Source organism: Nocardioides eburneiflavus, assembly GCF_004785795.1.
Taxonomy (GTDB): Bacteria; Actinomycetota; Actinomycetes; order Propionibacteriales; family Nocardioidaceae; genus Nocardioides; species Nocardioides eburneiflavus.
Window position 1 is genome coordinate 1,860,937 of record NZ_SRRO01000001.1, and the last position, 18,261, is coordinate 1,879,197.

Consider the following 18,261-nt stretch of genomic DNA (forward strand, 5'->3'; position numbering starts at 1 on the left):
CGTGGACGCACCCGAGGTGCCGGACGTCCGGTTCTCGCTGGCCAACGAGCGCACCTTCCTGGCCTACGAGCGCACGGCGATCGGCCTGGTCGCCGCCGCGCTGGCGGTCTTCCACCTCCTCGACCCGTCGTGGACGCAGAAGGCTCTCGGCCTGCTCCTCCTCGCCTCCGCGGTGATCGCCGCCGGTGGTGGCTGGCTGCGCTTCCGCCAGGCCGACCGGGCGATCCGGGAGGGTCGTGACCTGCCGGCCGGCACCACCGTCCACCTGATGGCGGCCGCGGTGCTGGTCGTGATCCTCGCCGCCGGCATCTCGGTGGTGGTGTGAGCACCGACTGCACCGACTGCGCCGTCTGCGTCGACTTCGGGTCGACCTTCACCAAGGCGGCGCTCGTCGACCTCGCCACCGGCACCCTCCTCGCGACGGCCGCCCACCCGACCACCCTCCCGGACGGGGACGGGCATGGGGACGTCCTCGACGGGTACGACGCGTGCGTGGCCGCCCTCGTCGAGCAGGACCCCCGCGCAGCCGGTGCCGAGGTGCTCGCCTGCTCCAGCGCCGGTGGCGGCCTGCGGATCGCCGTCGTCGGCAACGAGGAGCTGGTCACGGCGGAGGCCGGTCGCCGGGTCGCGCTGTCCAGCGGCGGCAAGGTCGTGCTGGTGCTGCACGGCGGCCTCGACGCGGACAAGCTCACCGCGCTGCAGCAGGCCGAGCCCGACGTGGTGCTCCTCGTCGGCGGCACCGACGGTGGCAACGCCGAGGTCCTCGAGGGCGACGCCGACTTCCTGTCGCGCGTGCCGTGGCCCGGCCCCGTCGTCGTGGCGGGCAACGTGGAGTCCCGGGCCCTGGTCGCCGACCTGCTCAAGGCGGCCGGCACCCCCCACGTCCTCGCCGACAACGTCGTCCCGCGCATCGGCGTCCTGGCCCCCGACAGCGCCCGGCGCGCGATCCGCGAGATCTTCCTCAGCCACGTCATCGGCGGCAAGCACCTCAGCAGCCGTACGGACGCCCGCGGGCGTACCTTCACCGAGATGGTGCGCGGCGCCACCCCCGACGTGGTGCTGACCGGTGTCGAGCTGCTCGCCCGCGGCCTCGACGACGCGCACCGCGGCGCCGGCGACGTGGTCGTCGTCGACGTCGGCGGCGCCACCACCGACGTGCACAGCGTCGTCGAGCTCGACCCGGAGGACAGCGGGCTGGCCCGCGAGGTCGTCGCGACCACCCCCGTCACCCGCACCGTCGAGGGCGACCTCGGCATGCGCTGGTCGGCGATCTCGACGATCGAGGCGGCCGGGCGCCACGACCTGCACGACGCGGCCGTACGCCGCCGCAGCACCCCCGACCTCCTGCCCGACGACAGCACCGACCCCGACGCCGAGCGCGAGGCCGACCTCGCCATCGCGGCGGCCGCCGTACGCCTCGCCCTCGAGCGCCACGCGGGCCGGTCGAAGGTCGTGGTGAGCCCCGACGGGCGGGTCGTCGAGCGAAGCGGCAAGGACCTCCGCGAGGTCGACCTGCTGGTCGGCTCGGGTGGCGTGCTGCGCCACGGCGGTCCCGAGGCCGTACGCCGGGTGCTGGCGCCAGCAACCGGGGACGCCTTCGAGGGCGGGTGGCAGCTGCCGCGCGACCCCGTCGTCGTCGTCGACCACGACTACGTGCTGGCCGCGGCCGGTCTCCTCGCCGAGGACCACCCGGTCGCGGCGCACCGGCTCGTGCGCCGGCTCGGCCCGGCGGGCATCGGTAGCGTGGCCACGTGAGCGACCAGCACCCGCGCGGGCACGTCGGGTCCGACCGCGTCACCTCCGAGGAGGAGACGCGGCGCCGGCGCCTCTTCCAGGCCCTCGGCCGCGGCGAGGACGACGACCGGCTGACCGAGCGGTTCGTCGCACAGTGGGCGCAGATGCGCGCCGAGCGCCGCGCAGAGCCGGTCGTCACGACCGGGCCGTCCAACTTCAGCCGGGCGCAGGTCCCGTGGGGTCTCGACCTCGCGGCGGCGTGGTCGTGGCGGCTGATCGTGATCGCCGCGGCCGGCCTCGGCGTGCTGTGGCTGATGCGCTTCTTCGCCGTGATCACCCTGCCGATCGCCATCTCGCTCCTGATCGCCGCGCTCGCGAGCCCCATGGTCCACGCGCTGCGCCGCATCGGCCTGCCCCGCGGACCCTCCACCGGCGTGGTCATGGTCCTCGGGATCGGCACCGTCGCGCTGCTGCTCACCTTCGTCGGCCAGCAGGTGGCGCAGGGGGCCAGTGACCTCGCCGACTCCGTGGTGACCGGCCTCGGGCAGATCCGCGACTGGCTGCGGACCGGGCCGCTCAACGTCTCCGACTCCCAGCTCGACGCCTACATCAAGCAGGTGCAGTCCGCCGTCTCCGACAGCACCGGCACCGACGGGATGGTCACCCGGCTGACCGAGGTCGGGACGGCGGTCGGCCACGTGGTCGCGGGCTTCTTCATCGTGCTGTTCTCGACCTACTTCTTCCTCGCCGACGGCGAGCGCATCTGGGCGTGGCTGGTCCGGATCGCCCCCCGGGCCGCGCGCGAGCGGGCCGACGCCTCCGGCCGGGTGGCGTGGGTGTCGCTCACGCAGTTCGTACGCGCCACCGTCCTCGTCGCCCTCGCCGACGCCATCGGCATCATGGCCGTCGCCTGGTTCCTCGACGTCCCGTTCGTCGTCGCGATCGGCGTGCTCGTCTTCCTCGGCGCCTTCGTGCCGATGATCGGTGCGACCGTCGCGGGGTCGGTCGCGATCCTCGTCGCGCTCGTCGACCAGGGGCCGTGGACCGCGCTGCTGATGTTCGGCGGCGTCATCCTCGTGCAGCAGATCGAGGGCCACATCCTCCAGCCGTTCCTCATGGGCCGCTTCGTCTCGCTCCACCCGCTCGGCGTGATCGTCGCGATCGGCTGCGGCGTCCTCGTCGCCGGCATCGCCGGCGCGCTCATCGCCGTGCCCCTCGCCGCCGCGGGCAACGCCGTGGCCCAGCACCTCGCGTCCTACACCTCCATCGGCGAGGAGGACCACGACGACGCCCTCGACCACGACATCGGACCGCCACCGACCGAGGCCGACGAGCTCCCCGAGGACGACAGCCCGCTGGCCGGGCCGGGAGCGCCCGACGACGAGGACGACGAGCACGACGCGCACGACGAGAAGGAACGCTCATGACCGAGGAATGCAGCCTGGCCGACGTCGTCGCCGCGCGCGAGATGCTCGAGGGCGTCACCGTGACCACGCCCATGGAGGAGTCGCGCTGGCTCTCCGCGCTGGTGGGCGGCCCGGTGTCGCTGAAGTGCGAGAACCTCCAGCGCACCGGCTCGTTCAAGTCCCGCGGCGCCTACGTCCGCATCGCCCGGCTCTCCGCGGAGGAGCGGGCCAAGGGCGTCGTCGCGGCGTCCGCCGGCAACCACGCGCAGGGCGTGGCCCTCGCCGCCTCGACCCTCGGCATCACCTCCACGGTCTTCATGCCCGAGGGAGCTCCGATCCCCAAGGAGAAGGCCACCCGCGGCTACGGCGCCGACGTCGTGTTCCACGGCCGCTACCTCGAGGACTCGCTCGCCCGGGCACGCGAGTTCGCCGAGGAGACCGGCGCCGTCCTCATCCACCCCTTCGACCACGTCGACATCGTCGCCGGCCAGGGGACGCTGGGCCTCGAGGTCCTCGAGCAGGCGCCCGACGTCCGTACGGTGCTCGTGCCGACCGGCGGTGGTGGGCTGCTGGCCGGGGTGGCGATCGCGATCAAGGCGCTTCGTCCCGACGTACGCGTGGTGGGCGTGCAGGCCGAGGGCGCGGCGGCGTACCCCGGGTCGCTCGCCGCGGGCCACCCCGTGCCGCTGGAGTCGATGAGCACGATGGCCGACGGCATCGCCGTCGGGCGCCCGGGCGACATCACCTTCGCCGCGGTGCGCGACCACGTGGACGAGATCCTCACCGTCTCGGAGGAGTCGCTCTCGCAGGCGCTGCTGGCGCTGATCGAGCGGGCCAAGCAGGTCGTGGAGCCCGCCGGAGCCGCTGCGGTGGCCGCGCTGCTCGACAACCCGACGGGCTTCGAGACGCCGGTCGTCGCGGTGCTGTCCGGCGGCAACATCGACCCGCTCCTGCTGAGCAAGGTCATCCGGCACGGCCTCGCCGCCGCCGGGCGCTACCTCTACCTGCGCGTGTGCATCCCCGACCTCCCCGGCGGGCTCGCGTCCCTGCTGTCCGAGGTCGGGGCCGAGGGCGCCAACGTCCTCGAGGTCGCCCACGAGCGGATCTCGCCGTCGCTGACCCTCAACGAGGTCGAGGTGCGCATCCAGCTCGAGACCCGGGGCGACGCGCACGCCGAGCACCTGATGGCGCGGCTGCGCGAGCGGGGCTACCGGGTCAACGACTGACGTACGCCCGGCCGCGGTGGGTCGTGTTGCGATCCCCGCCGACCGGAAATGCGCCGGAGCGGTGCCCCAGCCACATCCGGAGGCTCCGGGATGTGGCTGGCACACCGCTCCACGAGAGGCGGCGGGAGCGCTCAGGCCTTGTAGGGCTCCGCGTCGACGATCGTGACGCTCAGCTCCTTGCCGTTGGGCGCGGTGTAGGTCACCTTGTCGCCCTTGGACTTGCCGTTGATCGCGGCGCCCATCGCCGACTCGGGCGAGTAGACGTCGAGGGTGTCCCCGGCGGAGAGGTTCTCGCGGGCGCCGAGGAGGAACTTCTCCTCGTCGCCACCGAAGTCGACCGTCACGACCATGCCGGGCTCGACGACGCCGTCGTCGGGGGCGTCTCGCCGACCTCGGCGCGTCGCAGCATGTCCTCGAGCTGCCGGATCCGGGCCTCCTGCTTGCCCTGGTCGTCCTTGGCCGCGTGGTAGCCGCTGTTCTCCTTGAGGTCGCCCTCGTCGCGCGCGGCGGCGATCTTCTCGATGATCTCCTGGCGCTTGGGGCCCTTGAGGTCGTCGAGCTCGGCCCGCAGCTTGTCGTAGGCCTCCTGGGTCAGCCAGATGGTGCCCTGGTCGGTCATGTCACTACTCCGCTCACGTGGTACTGGGATGCGGGTGTGCCTCAGCGCACCCGCATCGGGTCGATTGGTCGTCTTCCGTCCGATCGGAGTCGGCGCGGCGACGGACGTCGGCCAGCGCACCCGGACGGGCAGAACGATCAGGTTAGCAAGCCCCGGCCAAAAGCGCAGGTGTGCGGCTCAGCGCGGACGGGGCTGGCCGACGGCGGTGCAGCCGAGCTTCTCGACGGTGGTCGCGCGTCGCTCGGTGCGGACGACCACCTCGTTGGTGCCGGCGACCGGGGTGAACGCGAGCTCGCCGACGGCCGTCTTGTCCTCCGCCAGCGCCCGTACGCGGCAGCTGGCGTCCTGCACCCCGTCGTCGAGGCGTACGTCGACGCGGGCGCGGATCTCGTGGTCGCTGGTCACCTCGTAGGTGATGACCTCCGACGACACCTCCGGGGTGCTGTGGAACGACGCGGTCCACGCCAGCCAGCCGATTCCGACGACGGCGAGGACGGTGGCGACGCCGATGATCACCGGGCGCTGCCAGCGCGCCGGTGCGCCGTAGCGGTCGACGAGGCCTTGTCCTGAGCCTGTCGAAGGGTCGGTGGTCACCCGGCAAGCGTAAGCGGGGCCTCCTAGACTCAGGCCCATGCCCCAGCCCTCCGCAGACCGGCGCAGCGACAAGCCCCGCGCCGGGCTCCGCCTGATGCACGTGCACGCCCATCCCGACGACGAGTCGAGCAAGGGGGCGGCGTCCACCGCGAAGTACGTCGCGGAGGGCGTTGACGTGCACGTCGTCACCTGCACCGGCGGCGAGCGCGGCTCGGTCCTCAACGCCAAGATGGACCGCCCCGAGGTCTGGGAGAACATCTCCGAGATCCGCCGCGAGGAGATGCACCGCGCCCGCGACATCCTCGGCATCCGGCAGGACTGGCTCGGGTTCGTCGACTCCGGCTGGCCCGAGGGCGACCCCAAGCCCCCGCTGCCGGAGGGCTGCTTCGCCCTCGTCCCGCTGGAGGAGGCGACCGAGCGCCTCGTCCGGCTGATCCGCGACTTCCGCCCGCACGTGATGACGACCTACGACGAGCGCGGGGGCTACCCCCACCCCGACCACATCCGCTGCCACGAGGTCTCCGTCGCCGCGTACGCCGCCGCGGGCGACCCGGAGCGCTTCCCCGACGCGGGGGAGCCCTGGCAGCCGATGAAGCTCTACTACCACCACGGCTGGAGCTGGGCGAAGACCAACGCCCTCCACGAGGCGATGCTGGCCCACGACCTGGAGTCGCCCTACGAGGAGCGGCTGAAGACCTGGGAGCGCGAGCCCGAGTGGGACGAGCGCATCACGACCAGGGTGCCGTGCGGCGACTTCTTCGGGGTCCGCGACCAGGCCCTGCTGGCGCACGCCACGCAGATCGACCCGGACGGCATGTGGTTCGCCATCCCGCGCGAGATCCAGCAGAAGGTCTGGCCCACCGAGGACTACGAGCTGGTCGAGTCGACGGTCGGGCGCGAGCTGCCCGAGGACGACCTGTTCACCGGGATCCCGACGCCCGCTCCCTGACGGGGGAGTGGGAGGATGGGGGCATGCTCGACCTGCTGATCGTCCTGGTCCAAGACCCGACGCCCGAGCCCACCGAGGTGAAGGCCGGTCCGCTGGGCTTCGCGGTCTGGATCTTCATGATCCTCGCGGTGGTCGTGATCGCGTTCAGCCTGGTCAAGCAGCTGCGCAAGGCCCAGGCGGCCAAGGACGCCGGCGTCTACGGCGACGAGCCCGTCCAGCGCACCGAGGACTCGGACGCCTCGGACTCATCGGGCCCGTCCGCCACGACCGACGAGCGCTGAGGGCGCGTCCGCCCGCTCCGGGTCACCCGACCCGGACCGTCCCGGTAGCCACCAGTTCCACCCGCCGAGCAACGTCATGGATGCCGGCAGGAGCAGCCCCCGCACGAGCGTCACGTCAATGAGCACGGCCACCGTCATCCCGACGCCGATCTCCTTCACCGCGACGAGCTCGCCGACGGCGAACCCGAGGAACACGATCCCGATCGCGACCGCGGCGAGGGTGACGACCGGGCCCGACGCGGTGATGCCGGTCAGCACGGCGCGGTCGCTGAGCGCGCGCGGGTCGGGCGTACGCCCCCGCCTGCGCGTCGTACGGGTCGTGTGGGCGTCGTCCCACGCCTCGCGGATCCGGGCGACGAGGAAGACGTGGTAGTCCATCGACAGCCCGAACGCGAACATGAAGAGCAGGAGCGGCGTCGTCACGTCCAGGGCACCCCAGGAGTCGAAGCCGAGCAGTGATGATCCCCAGCCCCACTGGAAGACGGCCACCACCACGCCGAGCGTCGCGCCGAGGGAGAGCAGGTTCATCGCGACGGCCTTGACCGGAACGACGACCGAGCGGGTGAGCAGCCCCAGCAGCAGGGCGGTCAGGAGCGCGACGACCAGCACGGCGACCGGCGCCCGGTCGGCGAGCGCGTCGCGGGTGTCGACCAGCTCGGCGGTGGGGCCGCCCACCAGCACGTCGGAGCCGAGGTCGGCGGCGCGCAGCCGGCGTACGAGCTCCTGGCCGTCGGGGCCGTCGTAGTCCCCGGCGGCGTCGGGCTCGGGATGGACCAGCACCTGGCTCACGTCGCCGGGGATCGGGTCGAGCAGCATCACGTCGGCCACGCCGGGGATGCCGACCAGGCCGGCCATCGCGTCAGCGGTCTCCTGCGAGGTGTACTCCGCGTCGACGAGCACCGTGATCGGGGTCGGGGCCTGCTCGGGGAAGCGGTCCTCGATCGCGGCCTGCGCGAGGCGTGGCTCGCTGTCGCGGGGCAGCGAGCGGGCGTCGGAGTTGCGCAGGTCGAGCGAGAGCAGCGGCCAGGCCAGCAGCAGCAGGAGCGCGGTGCACGCCAGCAGGACCGGCCACGGCCGGCGCTGGGCGACCCGGGCGAGGCGGGGGAGGAGTGCGTGGGCGCTGGGGGTGCCGCCGAGCACCCGGCCCGGCGCCGGCGCCGGGATGCGCGACCCGGCTACCGCGACCAGCGCCGGGGCGAGGGTGAGCCCGGACAAGGTGGCGGCCGCGACCGCGACCAGCCCGCCGACCGCCATCGGGGAGAGCACCGGGTCACCCAGCAGCAGGAGCCCGGCGAGGGCGGTGCCGACGGTCAGCCCCGACACGAGGACGGTGCGTCCGGCGGTGGCCAGCGTCCGCCCCAGGACCGCAGCCGGCTCCTCGGCGCCGGCCGTACGCCCGGAGGCTGCGGCCCGCTCCTCGCGGAAGCGCCCCAGCACGAGCAGTGCGTAGTCGACCGCGAGGCCGAGGCCGAGGAGCGTGACGACGTTGACGGCGTACTCGCTGACCGGCGTGAGCCGGGCCAGCCCGGCCAGCGCGAGCAGCGAGAGGCAGACGGCGCCGAGGGCCGTGACCACGGGGAGGGCGCCGACCACGAGGCCGCCGAGCACGAGCGCGAGGACCCCGAGCAGGACGACTATCGCGACGCCCTCGCCGCGGGCGGCGTCCTGGATCGCCTGATCGGCGAACGCCTCCTCGGCGAGCAGCGGTCCGCCGACCAGCACCTCGGGCATCGCGACCCGGCGCAGCGTCTCGTCGACCCGCTCCGCCGCGGCCAGGGCGCGGTCGCGGTCGACGGTCGGGTCGATCTCCACGGTGACGGTGGTGCCGGACCGGTCGGCGTTGACGAGGTCCTGCGCTCCCGTCGTCCACGGGTCGCGGACCTCGACGACGTCGGGCAGCTCACGGACCTCGTACATCACGTCGCCGGCCTGGCCGATGACGTCGACGCCGTAGATGTCGGCGCCGGAGAACACGGCGACCACCAGCTCGACCTCGGGGTCCACGGCCTCGAGCCGTCGCTCCAGCTGGGCGGACTCCGAGTCGCCGCGTGAGGTGTCGGGGGACTCCGCGGCGTCGAAGACGGACCCGCCGAGCACGGCGCCGAGCACGACGAGGGCGGCCCACGTGCCGAGGAACCAGTGTCGCCGTCGCTGCAGCAGGCGTCCGAGGTCGTCGAGCACGAGCGTGACTGTAGCCACGTCAGCCGGTTCTGGCGATGAACGAGCAAAAGTTGGTCGCGAGCCAGCGCGGATGGTCCCTAGGGCCGGGAGGGCTCCGTCGTCGGAGCACTCGCCCGGACCAGGCGGACCAGGCAGTCCCAGGCCGTACGCCGTTGCTCGCCACCGTGCGGGTCTTCGATGGCGACCTCCCGGGCGACGCGCTCGGCGCGCAGCACCTCGACGTCGATCCCTTCGAGGTCGCCGAGGACGTCCTCGGCACTCATCAGGACGGCGGGGTCCTGCGGGCCGCCGGTGCCGTCGGCCAGGTTGGTCGAGTCGTGCGCGACGAGCAGGAACGTGCCGCCCGGGCGCAGCATCCCGACCGCGCTCCGCACCGCCCGTCTCCGGTCCGCTTCGGGGACCTGGAGGTAGGCGACCACCACGAGGTCGACCGGCGTCGGCGGCTGCCAGGTCGTGGCGTCGGCGCACACCCATGTCACGTCCAGGTCTCCCGCGAGGCGGGCGCCCTTGTCGAGCGCGACCTGCGAGAAGTCGACGGCGGTGGCCGACCAGCCACGCGAGGCGAGCCAGATGGCGTTGCGCCCCTCGCCGGCGGCGAGGTCCACGGCGCGGCCCGGAGGCAGGTCAGCGAGCTCGGCGGCCACGAACTGGTTGGGCTCGCGCGACCAGACCAGCTCGCTGGCGGCGTACCGATCGTCCCACGCGCGTGCGTCCATGCTTCAGGGTAGGCCCGCTGGGGGCGGGCGGGGAGCCGCCGGGGCCGGCGGGGGACCGCCGCACGACCACCTCAGCCCACGGCCACCAGCCGCAGCACCCGGGCCTCCTCCGGGTGGAGGACCGGCAGGGCGACGCCGACAATGGCGAGCACCCGGCCGGTCGACTCCGTGCCGTGCGCGGACCAGGCCCCGGTCAGGTCGGCGCCGCCGGGCCCGCGGGGCATCTCCTCGGTGACCCGGTAGCGACGGTCGGGGTCTAGCCCGGTCAGGCGCAGCGGCGCGGCGTGCTGCGTCGCGGTGGCAGCCACCGTCGCCACGACGTACCACGCCTCCGCGCGGTCCTCGGCGACGACGCCGGTGACCAGCACCGCCGGGTCCGGGTGGTCGGGGTGGACCAGGGTCCCGGTGCCGATGAGTGGGCGCACGCGCTTGTGCAGCGCGATCCACTCCCGCAGCTCGGCGAGGGTGTCACCGTCGAGGCGCGACAGGTCCCACTCGATGCCGAACCAGTGGAGCAGTGCAGTGGCGGCGCGGTAGCGCAGGGTGTGCGTGCGCCCGGTGGTGTGGGCGGTGGCGCCGCCGACGTGCGAGCCCATCAGCTCCGGGGGCACCAGCAACGAGGTCCACCGCTGGAGGTGCTGCCGCTCGAGCGGGTCGATGGTGTCGCTGGGCCAGATCCGGTCGGTGCGGGCCAGCACCTCCGCGTCGACGCGGGCCCCACCCGAGGAGCAGGACTCGATCTCGAGGGCCGGGCGGGCCGCGCGCAGCTCGTCGAGCAACCGGTACGTGGCGAGGGTCTGGCCGTGGACGGCCGGGCGGCCGTCGTGGGTGACGTCGGTGAGGTCACGGTTGTGGTCCCACTTGAGGTAGGCCACGTCCAGCTCGTCGAGCAGCGCCAGGAGCGCGGCGCGCAGGTCGGCGTACGCCCCCTCGTCCTGCAGGTCGAGGACCTGTTGGTGGCGCCACTCCGGCGGGACGGCCGCGCGGCCGCGCAGCACCCGCTCGGGGTGGGCGCGGGCGGCCTCGGAGTCGAGGTTGACCATCTCGGGCTCGACCCACAGCCCGAACTCCATCCCGCGGCCACGCACGTGGTCGACCAGCGGACCCAGCCCCTGCGGCCACACCTCCGGGTCGACCGTCCAGTCGCCCAGCCCGGCATCCTCGTCGCGCCGGCCCAGGAACCAGCCGTCGTCGAGGACGAAGCGCTCCACCCCGACCGACGCTGCGACGTCGGCCAGCTCGGCGATCCGCTCGAGGGAGTGGTCGAAGTAGACCGCCTCCCACGAGTTCGCGATGACCGGACGCTCGGTGCGCGACCGCGGCGTCACCGACCGCAGGTGCGCGTGGAACCGGTGGCTCATCGGGTCGAGCCCGGCGGGCGAGAACGAGCCCAGCAGCCACGGCGCGCGGTAGGTCTCACCGGGTGCGAGCACGACCTCGCCTGGGGAGAGCAGCTCGCCGCCGCCGAGCAGGACCTCGCCCTCGGGCGTGCGCTCGGCGTAGTGGGTGTGGTTGCCGCTCCAGGCCGTGTGCACCGCCCACAGCTCGCCGGTGCCGAAGCCGAACCCCGGGGTGCCGGCGACCATCACCAGGGTGGCGTCGTGGCCCGTACGCCCGTGGCGGGCGTCGCGGCGGTGCGTGCCCTGCACCCACGGGTGCCGCTGCGGGGTGCGCTCCTTGCACCAGCGACCCGTCAGGTCGAGCAGCTCCGTCGCGTGAGCGCCCACCGGCAGCGCGGTGAGGACCGAGGCGAGGTGGAGGTCGCCGTCGGCGGTGTTGGTCACCGACGTGCGGGCGTGCAGCAGACCGGCGTCGTCGAGCGCGAGCTGGAGCGTCACCGACCACCCCGCCTCGTCGTCGTCGGACGTGGCGGTGATCGCGGCGTCCCCGGCGAGGACCTCCCAGTCGACCAGGCTGGGCGCCGCGGCGGTGGCGCTGCCGCCGACGCGGTGCCCCTCGAGGGCGGGGGTGCCGGAGTAGCCGCGGGCGCCGTCGGGGACGAGTCCGGTGGTGCGGGAGCCGTCGTACGCCGAGCGCGCGGCACCGGGCCGGCGTGCCGTCGCCAGCGCGCCGAGGCCGGCGGCGTCGAGGTCGCCGAGCGCGGCACCCCAGTGCAGGACGACCGGGATGCCGTGGTCGTCGCTGCCCAGCACGAGGCTGACACCGGCACGGGTGAGGTGGACCGGAGCGTGGGAGAGCGCGCTCATGCGTCGTCCGTCGGGCCGAGCCCGTCCTCGTCGTCGACCGTGTCGACGACGACCAGCTCCCCGACGTGGTCGGCCAACGCCCCGCTGGCGTGGGCGGAGAGGCCGGAGTCGGTGACCAGCACCGCAGCCTCGGACAGGGCGGCCATGCTGCTGAGGCCCACGACGCCCCACTTGCTGGAGTCGGCGCACACGATCAGGCGCCGCGAGCGCTCGATCATCGCCCGGTTGGTCTCCGACTCGAGGAGGTTGGGCGTGCTGAACCCGGCCCGGACGTCCATGCCGTGCACCCCCATGAAGAACGCGTCGACGTGGAGGCTGCGCAGGGACGACACGGCGACCGGGCCGACGAGCGCGTCGGACGGGGTGCGGAGGCCGCCGGTCAGCAGCACCGAGGTGGTGGCGTCGCCGGTGCGGTGCAGGACGTCGGCGACCCACACGGAGTTGGTCACGACGGTGAGGTTGGGGATGCGGGCGATGTGCTCGGTGAGCGCGTGGGTGGTGGTGCCGGCCGAGACCGCGATGGCCATCCCGGTGTGCACCATGTCGGCGGCCGCCCGGGCGATCGCCTCCTTCTCGCGCCGCCGCTGCACCGACTTGGCGGCGAAGCCCGGCTCGGACGACGACGGCTCGGCCACCGCCAGCGCGCCCCCGTGGACCTTCTCCAGCAGCCCGTCGCGGTGCAGGGCGACCAGGTCGCGGCGCACGGTCATGTCGGAGACGCCGAGCAGCTCGACGAGGTCGGTGACGCGCACCGTGCCGTCGCGGCTCAGCTCGGCCAGGATCCGGCTGCGGCGCTGTGCGGCGAGCATCAGCTGCCCCCGTCCGACGCCGCAGCCGCGCGGGCGGACTCCCGGGCGGACTCCCGGACCACGGCCACCCCGCCCGCCGGGACGGCCAGGTCGCCCGTGACGTCGCGTCCGGTGACCAGGTCGGTGCCGTGGACGTCGACCGCTGCGGGCGCGTCGCCGTGGTTGATCACGAACAGCCAGCTCGCGTCGCGGCCCACCCGCCTGGTCACCTCGACGAGGTCCGCTGCGCCGGGCAGCGTCCCGATCCGCGTCTCCGCCACCAGCCGGTCGACGAGCCGGTCGGTGCCGCCGCGGTCGAGCCGGGTCGCGACGTACCAGGCGACCCCGGCGCCGACCTCCCGTCGGGTCACCGCGGGCAGTCCCGCGGCGGGACCGTCGACGTACGACGCGACAGCCTCGGCGCCGGCCAGCTCGAGGTCCTCGGCCCACGTGTCGGCGGAGACGGCGTCGCCGCCGAGTCCGTCGACCCGTACGGTCTCGCCGGCGAGCAGCGGCATGAGCTCGGTGGTGCGTACGCCGAGCAGGTCGCGGAAGGCGCCGGGATAGCCACCGAGCCGGATGTGGTCGTGCTCGTCGACGATGCCGCTGAAGTAGGTGATCACCACCGTGGCGCCCGCCTCTGCGGCAGCGGTCAGCGCGGTGACGGTGGCATCACTGACGAGGTAGAGGGTGGGCACCACCACGAGCCGGTAGGCCGCGAGGTCCGCGCTCGGGTGAACCACGTCGATGCCCACGCCGCGGGCCGACAGCGACCGGTGCAGGTCCTCGGCCCGGTCGCGGTAGTGCACGTCGGTGCTCGGGTGCGAGTCGAGCTCGCAGCCCCACCACGCCTCGTAGTCGAACAGGATCGCGGCGTCGTTGCGCGCCGTGCTCCCGGAGACCTCCTCGACGGCGTCGAGGAGGCGCGAGAGCTCCACCACCTCGCGCCACTGGCGGGTGTCGGTGCCGGCGTGCGGCAGCAGCCCGGAGTGGAACTTCTCCGCGCCGGCACGCGAGGCGCGCCACTGGAAGAACAGCACCGCGTCGGCGCCGTGGGCGACATGGGACAGGCTGTTGCGGATCATCTCGCCGGGCCGCTTGGCCCGGTTGCGGGGCTGCCAGTTGACCGCGCTCGTCGAGTGCTCCATCAGCAGCCACGGGCGCCCGCCGGCGGTGCCGCGGGTCAGGTCGGCGCTGAAGGCGAGCTCGCGGTGCCCGTCGTCCTCGGCGGCGATGAGGTAGTGGTCGTTGGACACCACGTCGAGCTCGCGGCCCCAGCGCAGGTAGTCCATCTGCGGCGTCTGGCGCATCACCATGAAGTTGGTGGTGACCGGCACGCCGGGGGAGAGGCGGTGCAGGACGTCGCGCTCGACGACGAAGTTGTCGAGCAGCTGGTCGGAGGAGAAGCGGGCGAAGTCGAGCTGCTGGGTCGGGTTGGCGTGCGTCGGCGCCGAGCGCGGCGGCAGCACCTGCTCGAAGTCGTCGTAGCGCTGGGACCAGAACGCGGTGCCCCACGCATGGTTGAGCCGGGCCACGTCGTCGTCGTAGCGGGCGCGCAGCCAGGTCCGGAACGCGGCGGCGCTGGTGTCGCAGTAGCAGCGGGCGTTGTGGCAGCCCAGCTCGTTGGACACGTGCCACAGGGCCAGCGCCGGGTGGTCGTGGTAGCGCTCGGCCATCGCCGTGCACAGCGCGAGGGCATGCTCGCGGTAGACGGGCGAGCTGGGGCAGAACGACTGGCGCCCGCCCGGCCAGAGCGTGCGCCCGTCCGCGGTGACCGGGAGCATCTCGGGGTGGCGGTGCGTCAGCCACGGTGGCGGCGACGCCGTCGCGGTGGCGAGGTCGACCTTGACGCCCGCGGCGTGCAGGTCGTCCATCTGGCGATCGAGCCAGCCGAACTCCCACTGGTCCGGACCGGGCTGGAGCCAGGCCCAGGAGAAGACGGCGAGGGTGACCAGGTCGACCCCCGCCTCACCCATCAGGTCGCGGTCCTCCGCGTGAGCCGCGGCAGGCCACTGCTCGGGGTTGTAGTCACCGCCGAAGGCCAGTGCGGGCAGGGATGTCGGCATGCGACCACTGTGTCGACCCTCACAGGCGGAAGTCAACGCTTTGTGGGGGAAAACGGTTCGGAAATGTTTGATCTGGTGCGAAATCGGCACCCGAAAGGGTTGACGGGCCTGTGTCAGTCGTCACATGCTGTCCATCCCTGTTCGGTTTTGTCCCCGATTGCACCATCCGGCTCGTCCAGGAGGCCCCCGTGTCACTGCCCCGCTCCAGCGCGATCCCCCGCTCCGCGCTCACCACCATGGCCGCCTCGCGCCGGTCCGTCCTCCGTGGCCTCGCGCTCAGCGGCCTCGCCGTCGGCAGCGCCAACGCCCTGGCCGCCTGCGGCGGCGACTCGGGTGGGCCGGCCACCGGCGAGGGCGCCACCGTGAAGTTCGGCATCAACGAGGCGTCCGGCTCGGGGCCGGCCTACGACCGCCTCAAGGCGATCGCCGACGCCTACGCCGAGGAGAGCGGCACCGAGGTCGCGCTCAACGCCGTGGACCACAACACCTTCCAGGAGAGCATCAACACCTACCTCCAGGGCACCCCCGACGACGTCTTCACCTGGTTCGCCGGCTTCCGGATGGCGCAGTTCGCGGAGAACGGGCTGATCACCGACTTGAGCGACCAGTGGCCCATCGACGGGCTCAACGACTCCTTCAAGCAGGCCGCGACCGCCCCCGACGGCAAGCAGTACTTCGTGCCGATCAGCTACTACCCCTGGGCGGTCTTCTACCGGAAGTCCGTCTTCGAGAAGAACGGCTGGGCCCCGCCGGAGACCAACGACGACCTCATGGCCCTCATGGACGACATGCAGGGCAAGGGCGTCACGCCGTTCGCCTTCGGCGACAAGGACGGCTGGCCCGCGATGGGCACCTTCGACATCCTCAACATGCGCCTCAACGGCTTCGACTTCCACATGAGCCTGATGGCCGGCGAGGAGGCCTGGGACGGCGACGAGGTCAAGCTCGTGTTCGACACCTGGCGCCAGCTGCTGCCCTACCACCAGGCCGACCCGCTCGGTCGTACGTGGCAGGAGGCCGCGACCGCGATGGGCAAGGGCGAGTGCGGCATGTACCTCCTCGGCACCTTCGTGGTGGACGCCCTCGGCGAGAACGGTGAGGACCTCGACTTCTTCACCTTCCCCCAGCTCGACTCCTCCATCCCCGCCGACTCCCTCGACGCCCCGATCGACGGTTTCTGCGTGGCGGCGGCCGGTCAGAACCAGGATGCCGGCAAGGCGATGGCCAAGTGGCTCGGGAGCGCCGCCGCAGCCGACGCGGGCAACAACGCCGCCGACGCCCCGTTCATCGCAGCCAACTCCGGCGCCAGCACCTCGACCTACAGCGACCTGCAGAAGAAGTCCGCCGAGGTCGTCGGCGCCGCGGCCAACATCGCCCAGTTCATGGACCGCGACACCAACGCCGACTTCGCGAACACGGTGATGATCCCCTCGATCCAGGAGTTCCTGAAGAACCCCGACGACATCGACGGGGTCACGGCCAGCATCCAGGAGCAGGCCGCCTCGATCTTCGGCTGAGACCCGGACCTGACATGGCACACATCGACGAGGCGCCGAGGGCGACGAAGCCCGGCGAGGAGGCGGTCGCACCGCCACAGGGCCGGGAGAAGAAGCTCCCGGGTCGCGACCGCTTCACCGTCGTGACGATGGTGACGATCCCGCTGCTGCTGGTGGTGGCGCTGGTGTGGGTCCCGGCGCTGCTGTCGGTGGTGCTGTCCTTCGGCAAGTGGAACGGCTTCGGCGACCTCGACACCATCGAGTGGGTCGGCTTCCAGAACTACCGCGACATCGTCACGATCTACCCCGCGTTCTGGCCGGCGATCCAGCACAACCTCATCTGGCTGGCGTTCCTGTTCTTCCTGCCGACCCTGTTCGGGATGTTCCTCGCGGTCCTGCTCGACCGGGAGATGCGCGGCAGCCGGATCTACCAGACCGCGTTCTACATGCCGGTCGTGCTGTCCCTGGCCCTCATCGGCTTCATCTGGCAGCTGTTCTACTCGCGCGACCAGGGCCTGATCAACGACATCTTCGGCTCGCAGGTCGACTGGTACGGCGACCCCGACATCAACCTGTGGGCAGTGCTGGTCGCCACGGCCTGGCGACACACCGGCTACATCATGCTGATCTACCTGGCCGGCCTGAAGGGCGTCGACGCCAGCCTCCGCGAGGCCGCGGCGGTCGACGGCGCGAGCGAGGTGAAGACGTTCTTCCACGTGATCTTCCCGGTGATGCGCCCGATCAACATGATCGTGATCGTCATCGTCGTCATCGAGTCGCTGCGCGCCTTCGACCTCGTCTGGGTCGTCAACAAGGGTCGCAACGGCCTCGAGCTGATCGGCGCCCTGGTCGCCCAGAACGTCGTCGGCGAGGCGACAAGGTACGGCTTCGGGTCGGCGCTCGCCGTGATCATGATGTTGATCTCGTCGGTCTTCATCACCGTCTACCTGCGCAACGTCTTCCGTGAGGAGCGCCGAGGATGAGCAGCCACGACCCGGTCATGGTGGCCACCACGCCGCCCGAGCGCGTCCCGACGTCCACCCCGCCCAAGCGGGTCGAGGGCGGCGTCATGAGCAAGCCCCGCGGGGTCCTCGTCACGGTGATCGTGGCCTTGCTCGCCCTCGCGTGGCTGTTCCCGTTGCTCTGGGCGCTCGTCAACTCGTTCCGCGAGTACGAGTACACCCAGGCCAACGGCTACCTGTCGTTCGGCGGGTGGACCACGTCCAACTACGAGGAGGCATGGACCCGCGGCAACTTCGGGCTGCACATGAAGAACTCGCTGCTCGTCACCGTCCCGGCCGTGCTGCTCACCCTGTGGCTGTCCTCGATGGTGGCGTTCGTGCTGGCCAGGTTCAGCTATCGCTTCAACCTCACCATGCTGGGCGTCTTCCTCGCCGCCAACCTGCTCCCGCCGCAGGCGCTGCTCATCCCGGTGTTCCGGATGTTCCGCGAGATCCCGCTCCCGCTGTTCATGAGTGACTCCGGCTCGATGCTCAACAGCTTCTGGGCGCTGATCCTGGTCAACACCGCGTTCCAGATGGGCTTCTGCACCTTCGTGCTCAGCAACTACATGAAGACGCTGCCCTACGAGATCTACGAGTCGGCCGAGCTCGACGGCGCGAGCGTGTGGCGCCAGTACTGGCAGCTGACGATGCCGCTCGTACGCCCCGCGCTGGCCGCGCTCGCGACCCTGCAGGTGACCTGGATCTACAACGAGTTCTTCTGGGCGACGGTGCTGATCCAGCAGGGCAACAAGCTGCCGGTGACCTCGGCGCTCAACAACCTGCGTGGTCAGTTCTTCACCGACACCAACCTCGTCGCGGCCGGCTCGATCATCGTGGCGCTGCCGGTGCTCGTGGTGTTCTTCGCCCTGCAGAAGCAGTTCGTCTCGGGGCTCACGCTCGGGTCGACGAAGGGCTGAGGTCAGCGGGGCGGCGCGTCGCATCGTCCCGAGGAGGGGTGAGCCACCCACATCCTGTCCGCTCGGAATGTGGCTGT

Annotated in this window: 15 protein-coding genes and 1 pseudogene; 9 read left to right on the forward strand and 7 right to left on the reverse strand. The window is 72.4% G+C overall.

All coding sequences use genetic code 11. The features are described from left to right. Position 1 precedes the first annotated feature (1 nt). Genes EXE59_RS08765 through ilvA form a run of 4 tightly spaced genes read left to right on the forward strand, consistent with a single transcriptional unit; the run spans position 2 to position 4,366 of the window. The gene (locus tag EXE59_RS08765; RefSeq protein WP_135838564.1) at positions 2-325 is read left to right on the forward strand and encodes a YidH family protein; all 324 of its coding nucleotides are present in this window, start codon (positions 2-4) and stop codon (positions 323-325) included. After that, a complete protein-coding gene (locus tag EXE59_RS08770; RefSeq protein WP_135838565.1) occupies positions 322-1,755 on the forward strand; it encodes a glutamate mutase L in 1,434 nt (477 codons plus the stop codon). The genes EXE59_RS08765 and EXE59_RS08770 overlap by 4 nt, the downstream gene beginning before the upstream one ends. Further along, positions 1,752-3,161, forward strand: coding sequence for an AI-2E family transporter (locus EXE59_RS08775; protein ID WP_246056642.1), 1,410 nt, complete (start codon positions 1,752-1,754; stop codon positions 3,159-3,161). The genes EXE59_RS08770 and EXE59_RS08775 overlap by 4 nt, the downstream gene beginning before the upstream one ends. Beyond that, positions 3,158-4,366, forward strand: coding sequence for a threonine ammonia-lyase (ilvA, locus tag EXE59_RS08780; protein WP_135838566.1), 1,209 nt, complete (start codon positions 3,158-3,160; stop codon positions 4,364-4,366). The genes EXE59_RS08775 and ilvA overlap by 4 nt, the downstream gene beginning before the upstream one ends. Before the next feature lie 131 nt (positions 4,367-4,497). On the opposite strand, the pseudogene greA reads toward ilvA, so the two are convergent. Continuing rightward, positions 4,498-4,985 (reverse strand): annotated as a pseudogene (greA, locus tag EXE59_RS08785) (transcription elongation factor GreA). Between the two features lie 177 nt (positions 4,986-5,162). Next, a complete protein-coding gene (locus EXE59_RS08790; RefSeq protein WP_168218453.1) occupies positions 5,163-5,579 on the reverse strand; it encodes a DUF4307 domain-containing protein in 417 nt (138 codons plus the stop codon). 37 nt (positions 5,580-5,616) lie between these two features. Between EXE59_RS08790 and mca the strand changes: the two genes are divergently transcribed. Further along, positions 5,617-6,528: a mycothiol conjugate amidase Mca gene (gene mca / locus EXE59_RS08795; protein ID WP_135838568.1), complete on the forward strand. Its 912-nt coding sequence runs from the start codon at positions 5,617-5,619 to the stop codon at positions 6,526-6,528. Positions 6,529-6,551: 23 nt separating this feature from the next. Beyond that, positions 6,552-6,809: a hypothetical protein gene (locus EXE59_RS08800; protein ID WP_135838569.1), complete on the forward strand. Its 258-nt coding sequence runs from the start codon at positions 6,552-6,554 to the stop codon at positions 6,807-6,809. Here the strand turns inward: EXE59_RS08800 and EXE59_RS08805 are convergent. The 5 genes from EXE59_RS08805 to EXE59_RS08825 form a co-directional block, all read right to left on the reverse strand. Beyond that, positions 6,774-8,990 carry an MMPL family transporter gene (locus EXE59_RS08805; protein ID WP_135838570.1) on the reverse strand — a complete coding sequence of 739 codons (2,217 nt, stop codon included), beginning with the start codon at positions 8,988-8,990 and terminating at the stop codon, positions 6,774-6,776. The genes EXE59_RS08800 and EXE59_RS08805 overlap by 36 nt on opposite strands. Positions 8,991-9,067: 77 nt before the next feature. After that, the gene (locus tag EXE59_RS08810) at positions 9,068-9,706 is read right to left on the reverse strand and encodes a class I SAM-dependent methyltransferase (RefSeq protein ID WP_135838571.1); all 639 of its coding nucleotides are present in this window, start codon (positions 9,704-9,706) and stop codon (positions 9,068-9,070) included. A 71-nt stretch (positions 9,707-9,777) separates the two neighbouring features. Next, the gene (locus EXE59_RS08815; RefSeq protein WP_135838572.1) at positions 9,778-11,913 is read right to left on the reverse strand and encodes an alpha-galactosidase; all 2,136 of its coding nucleotides are present in this window, start codon (positions 11,911-11,913) and stop codon (positions 9,778-9,780) included. Beyond that, positions 11,910-12,722 carry a DeoR/GlpR family DNA-binding transcription regulator gene (locus EXE59_RS08820; protein WP_135838573.1) on the reverse strand — a complete coding sequence of 271 codons (813 nt, stop codon included), beginning with the start codon at positions 12,720-12,722 and terminating at the stop codon, positions 11,910-11,912. The genes EXE59_RS08815 and EXE59_RS08820 overlap by 4 nt, the downstream gene beginning before the upstream one ends. Further along, entirely contained in the window at positions 12,722-14,767 is a 2,046-nt protein-coding gene (locus EXE59_RS08825) for a beta-galactosidase (protein ID WP_135838574.1), read from the reverse strand. The genes EXE59_RS08820 and EXE59_RS08825 overlap by 1 nt, the downstream gene beginning before the upstream one ends. A 188-nt stretch (positions 14,768-14,955) precedes the next feature. Between EXE59_RS08825 and EXE59_RS08830 the strand changes: the two genes are divergently transcribed. Genes EXE59_RS08830 through EXE59_RS08840 form a run of 3 tightly spaced genes read left to right on the forward strand, consistent with a single transcriptional unit; the run spans position 14,956 to position 18,184 of the window. After that, positions 14,956-16,284 carry an ABC transporter substrate-binding protein gene (locus EXE59_RS08830; protein WP_210428938.1) on the forward strand — a complete coding sequence of 443 codons (1,329 nt, stop codon included), beginning with the start codon at positions 14,956-14,958 and terminating at the stop codon, positions 16,282-16,284. A gap of 14 nt (positions 16,285-16,298) precedes the next feature. After that, positions 16,299-17,246 carry a carbohydrate ABC transporter permease gene (locus tag EXE59_RS08835; RefSeq protein WP_135838575.1) on the forward strand — a complete coding sequence of 316 codons (948 nt, stop codon included), beginning with the start codon at positions 16,299-16,301 and terminating at the stop codon, positions 17,244-17,246. Further along, positions 17,243-18,184, forward strand: a complete 942-nt coding sequence (locus EXE59_RS08840; protein WP_210428939.1) for a carbohydrate ABC transporter permease — start codon at positions 17,243-17,245, stop codon at positions 18,182-18,184. The genes EXE59_RS08835 and EXE59_RS08840 overlap by 4 nt, the downstream gene beginning before the upstream one ends. Positions 18,185-18,261 lie beyond the last annotated feature (77 nt).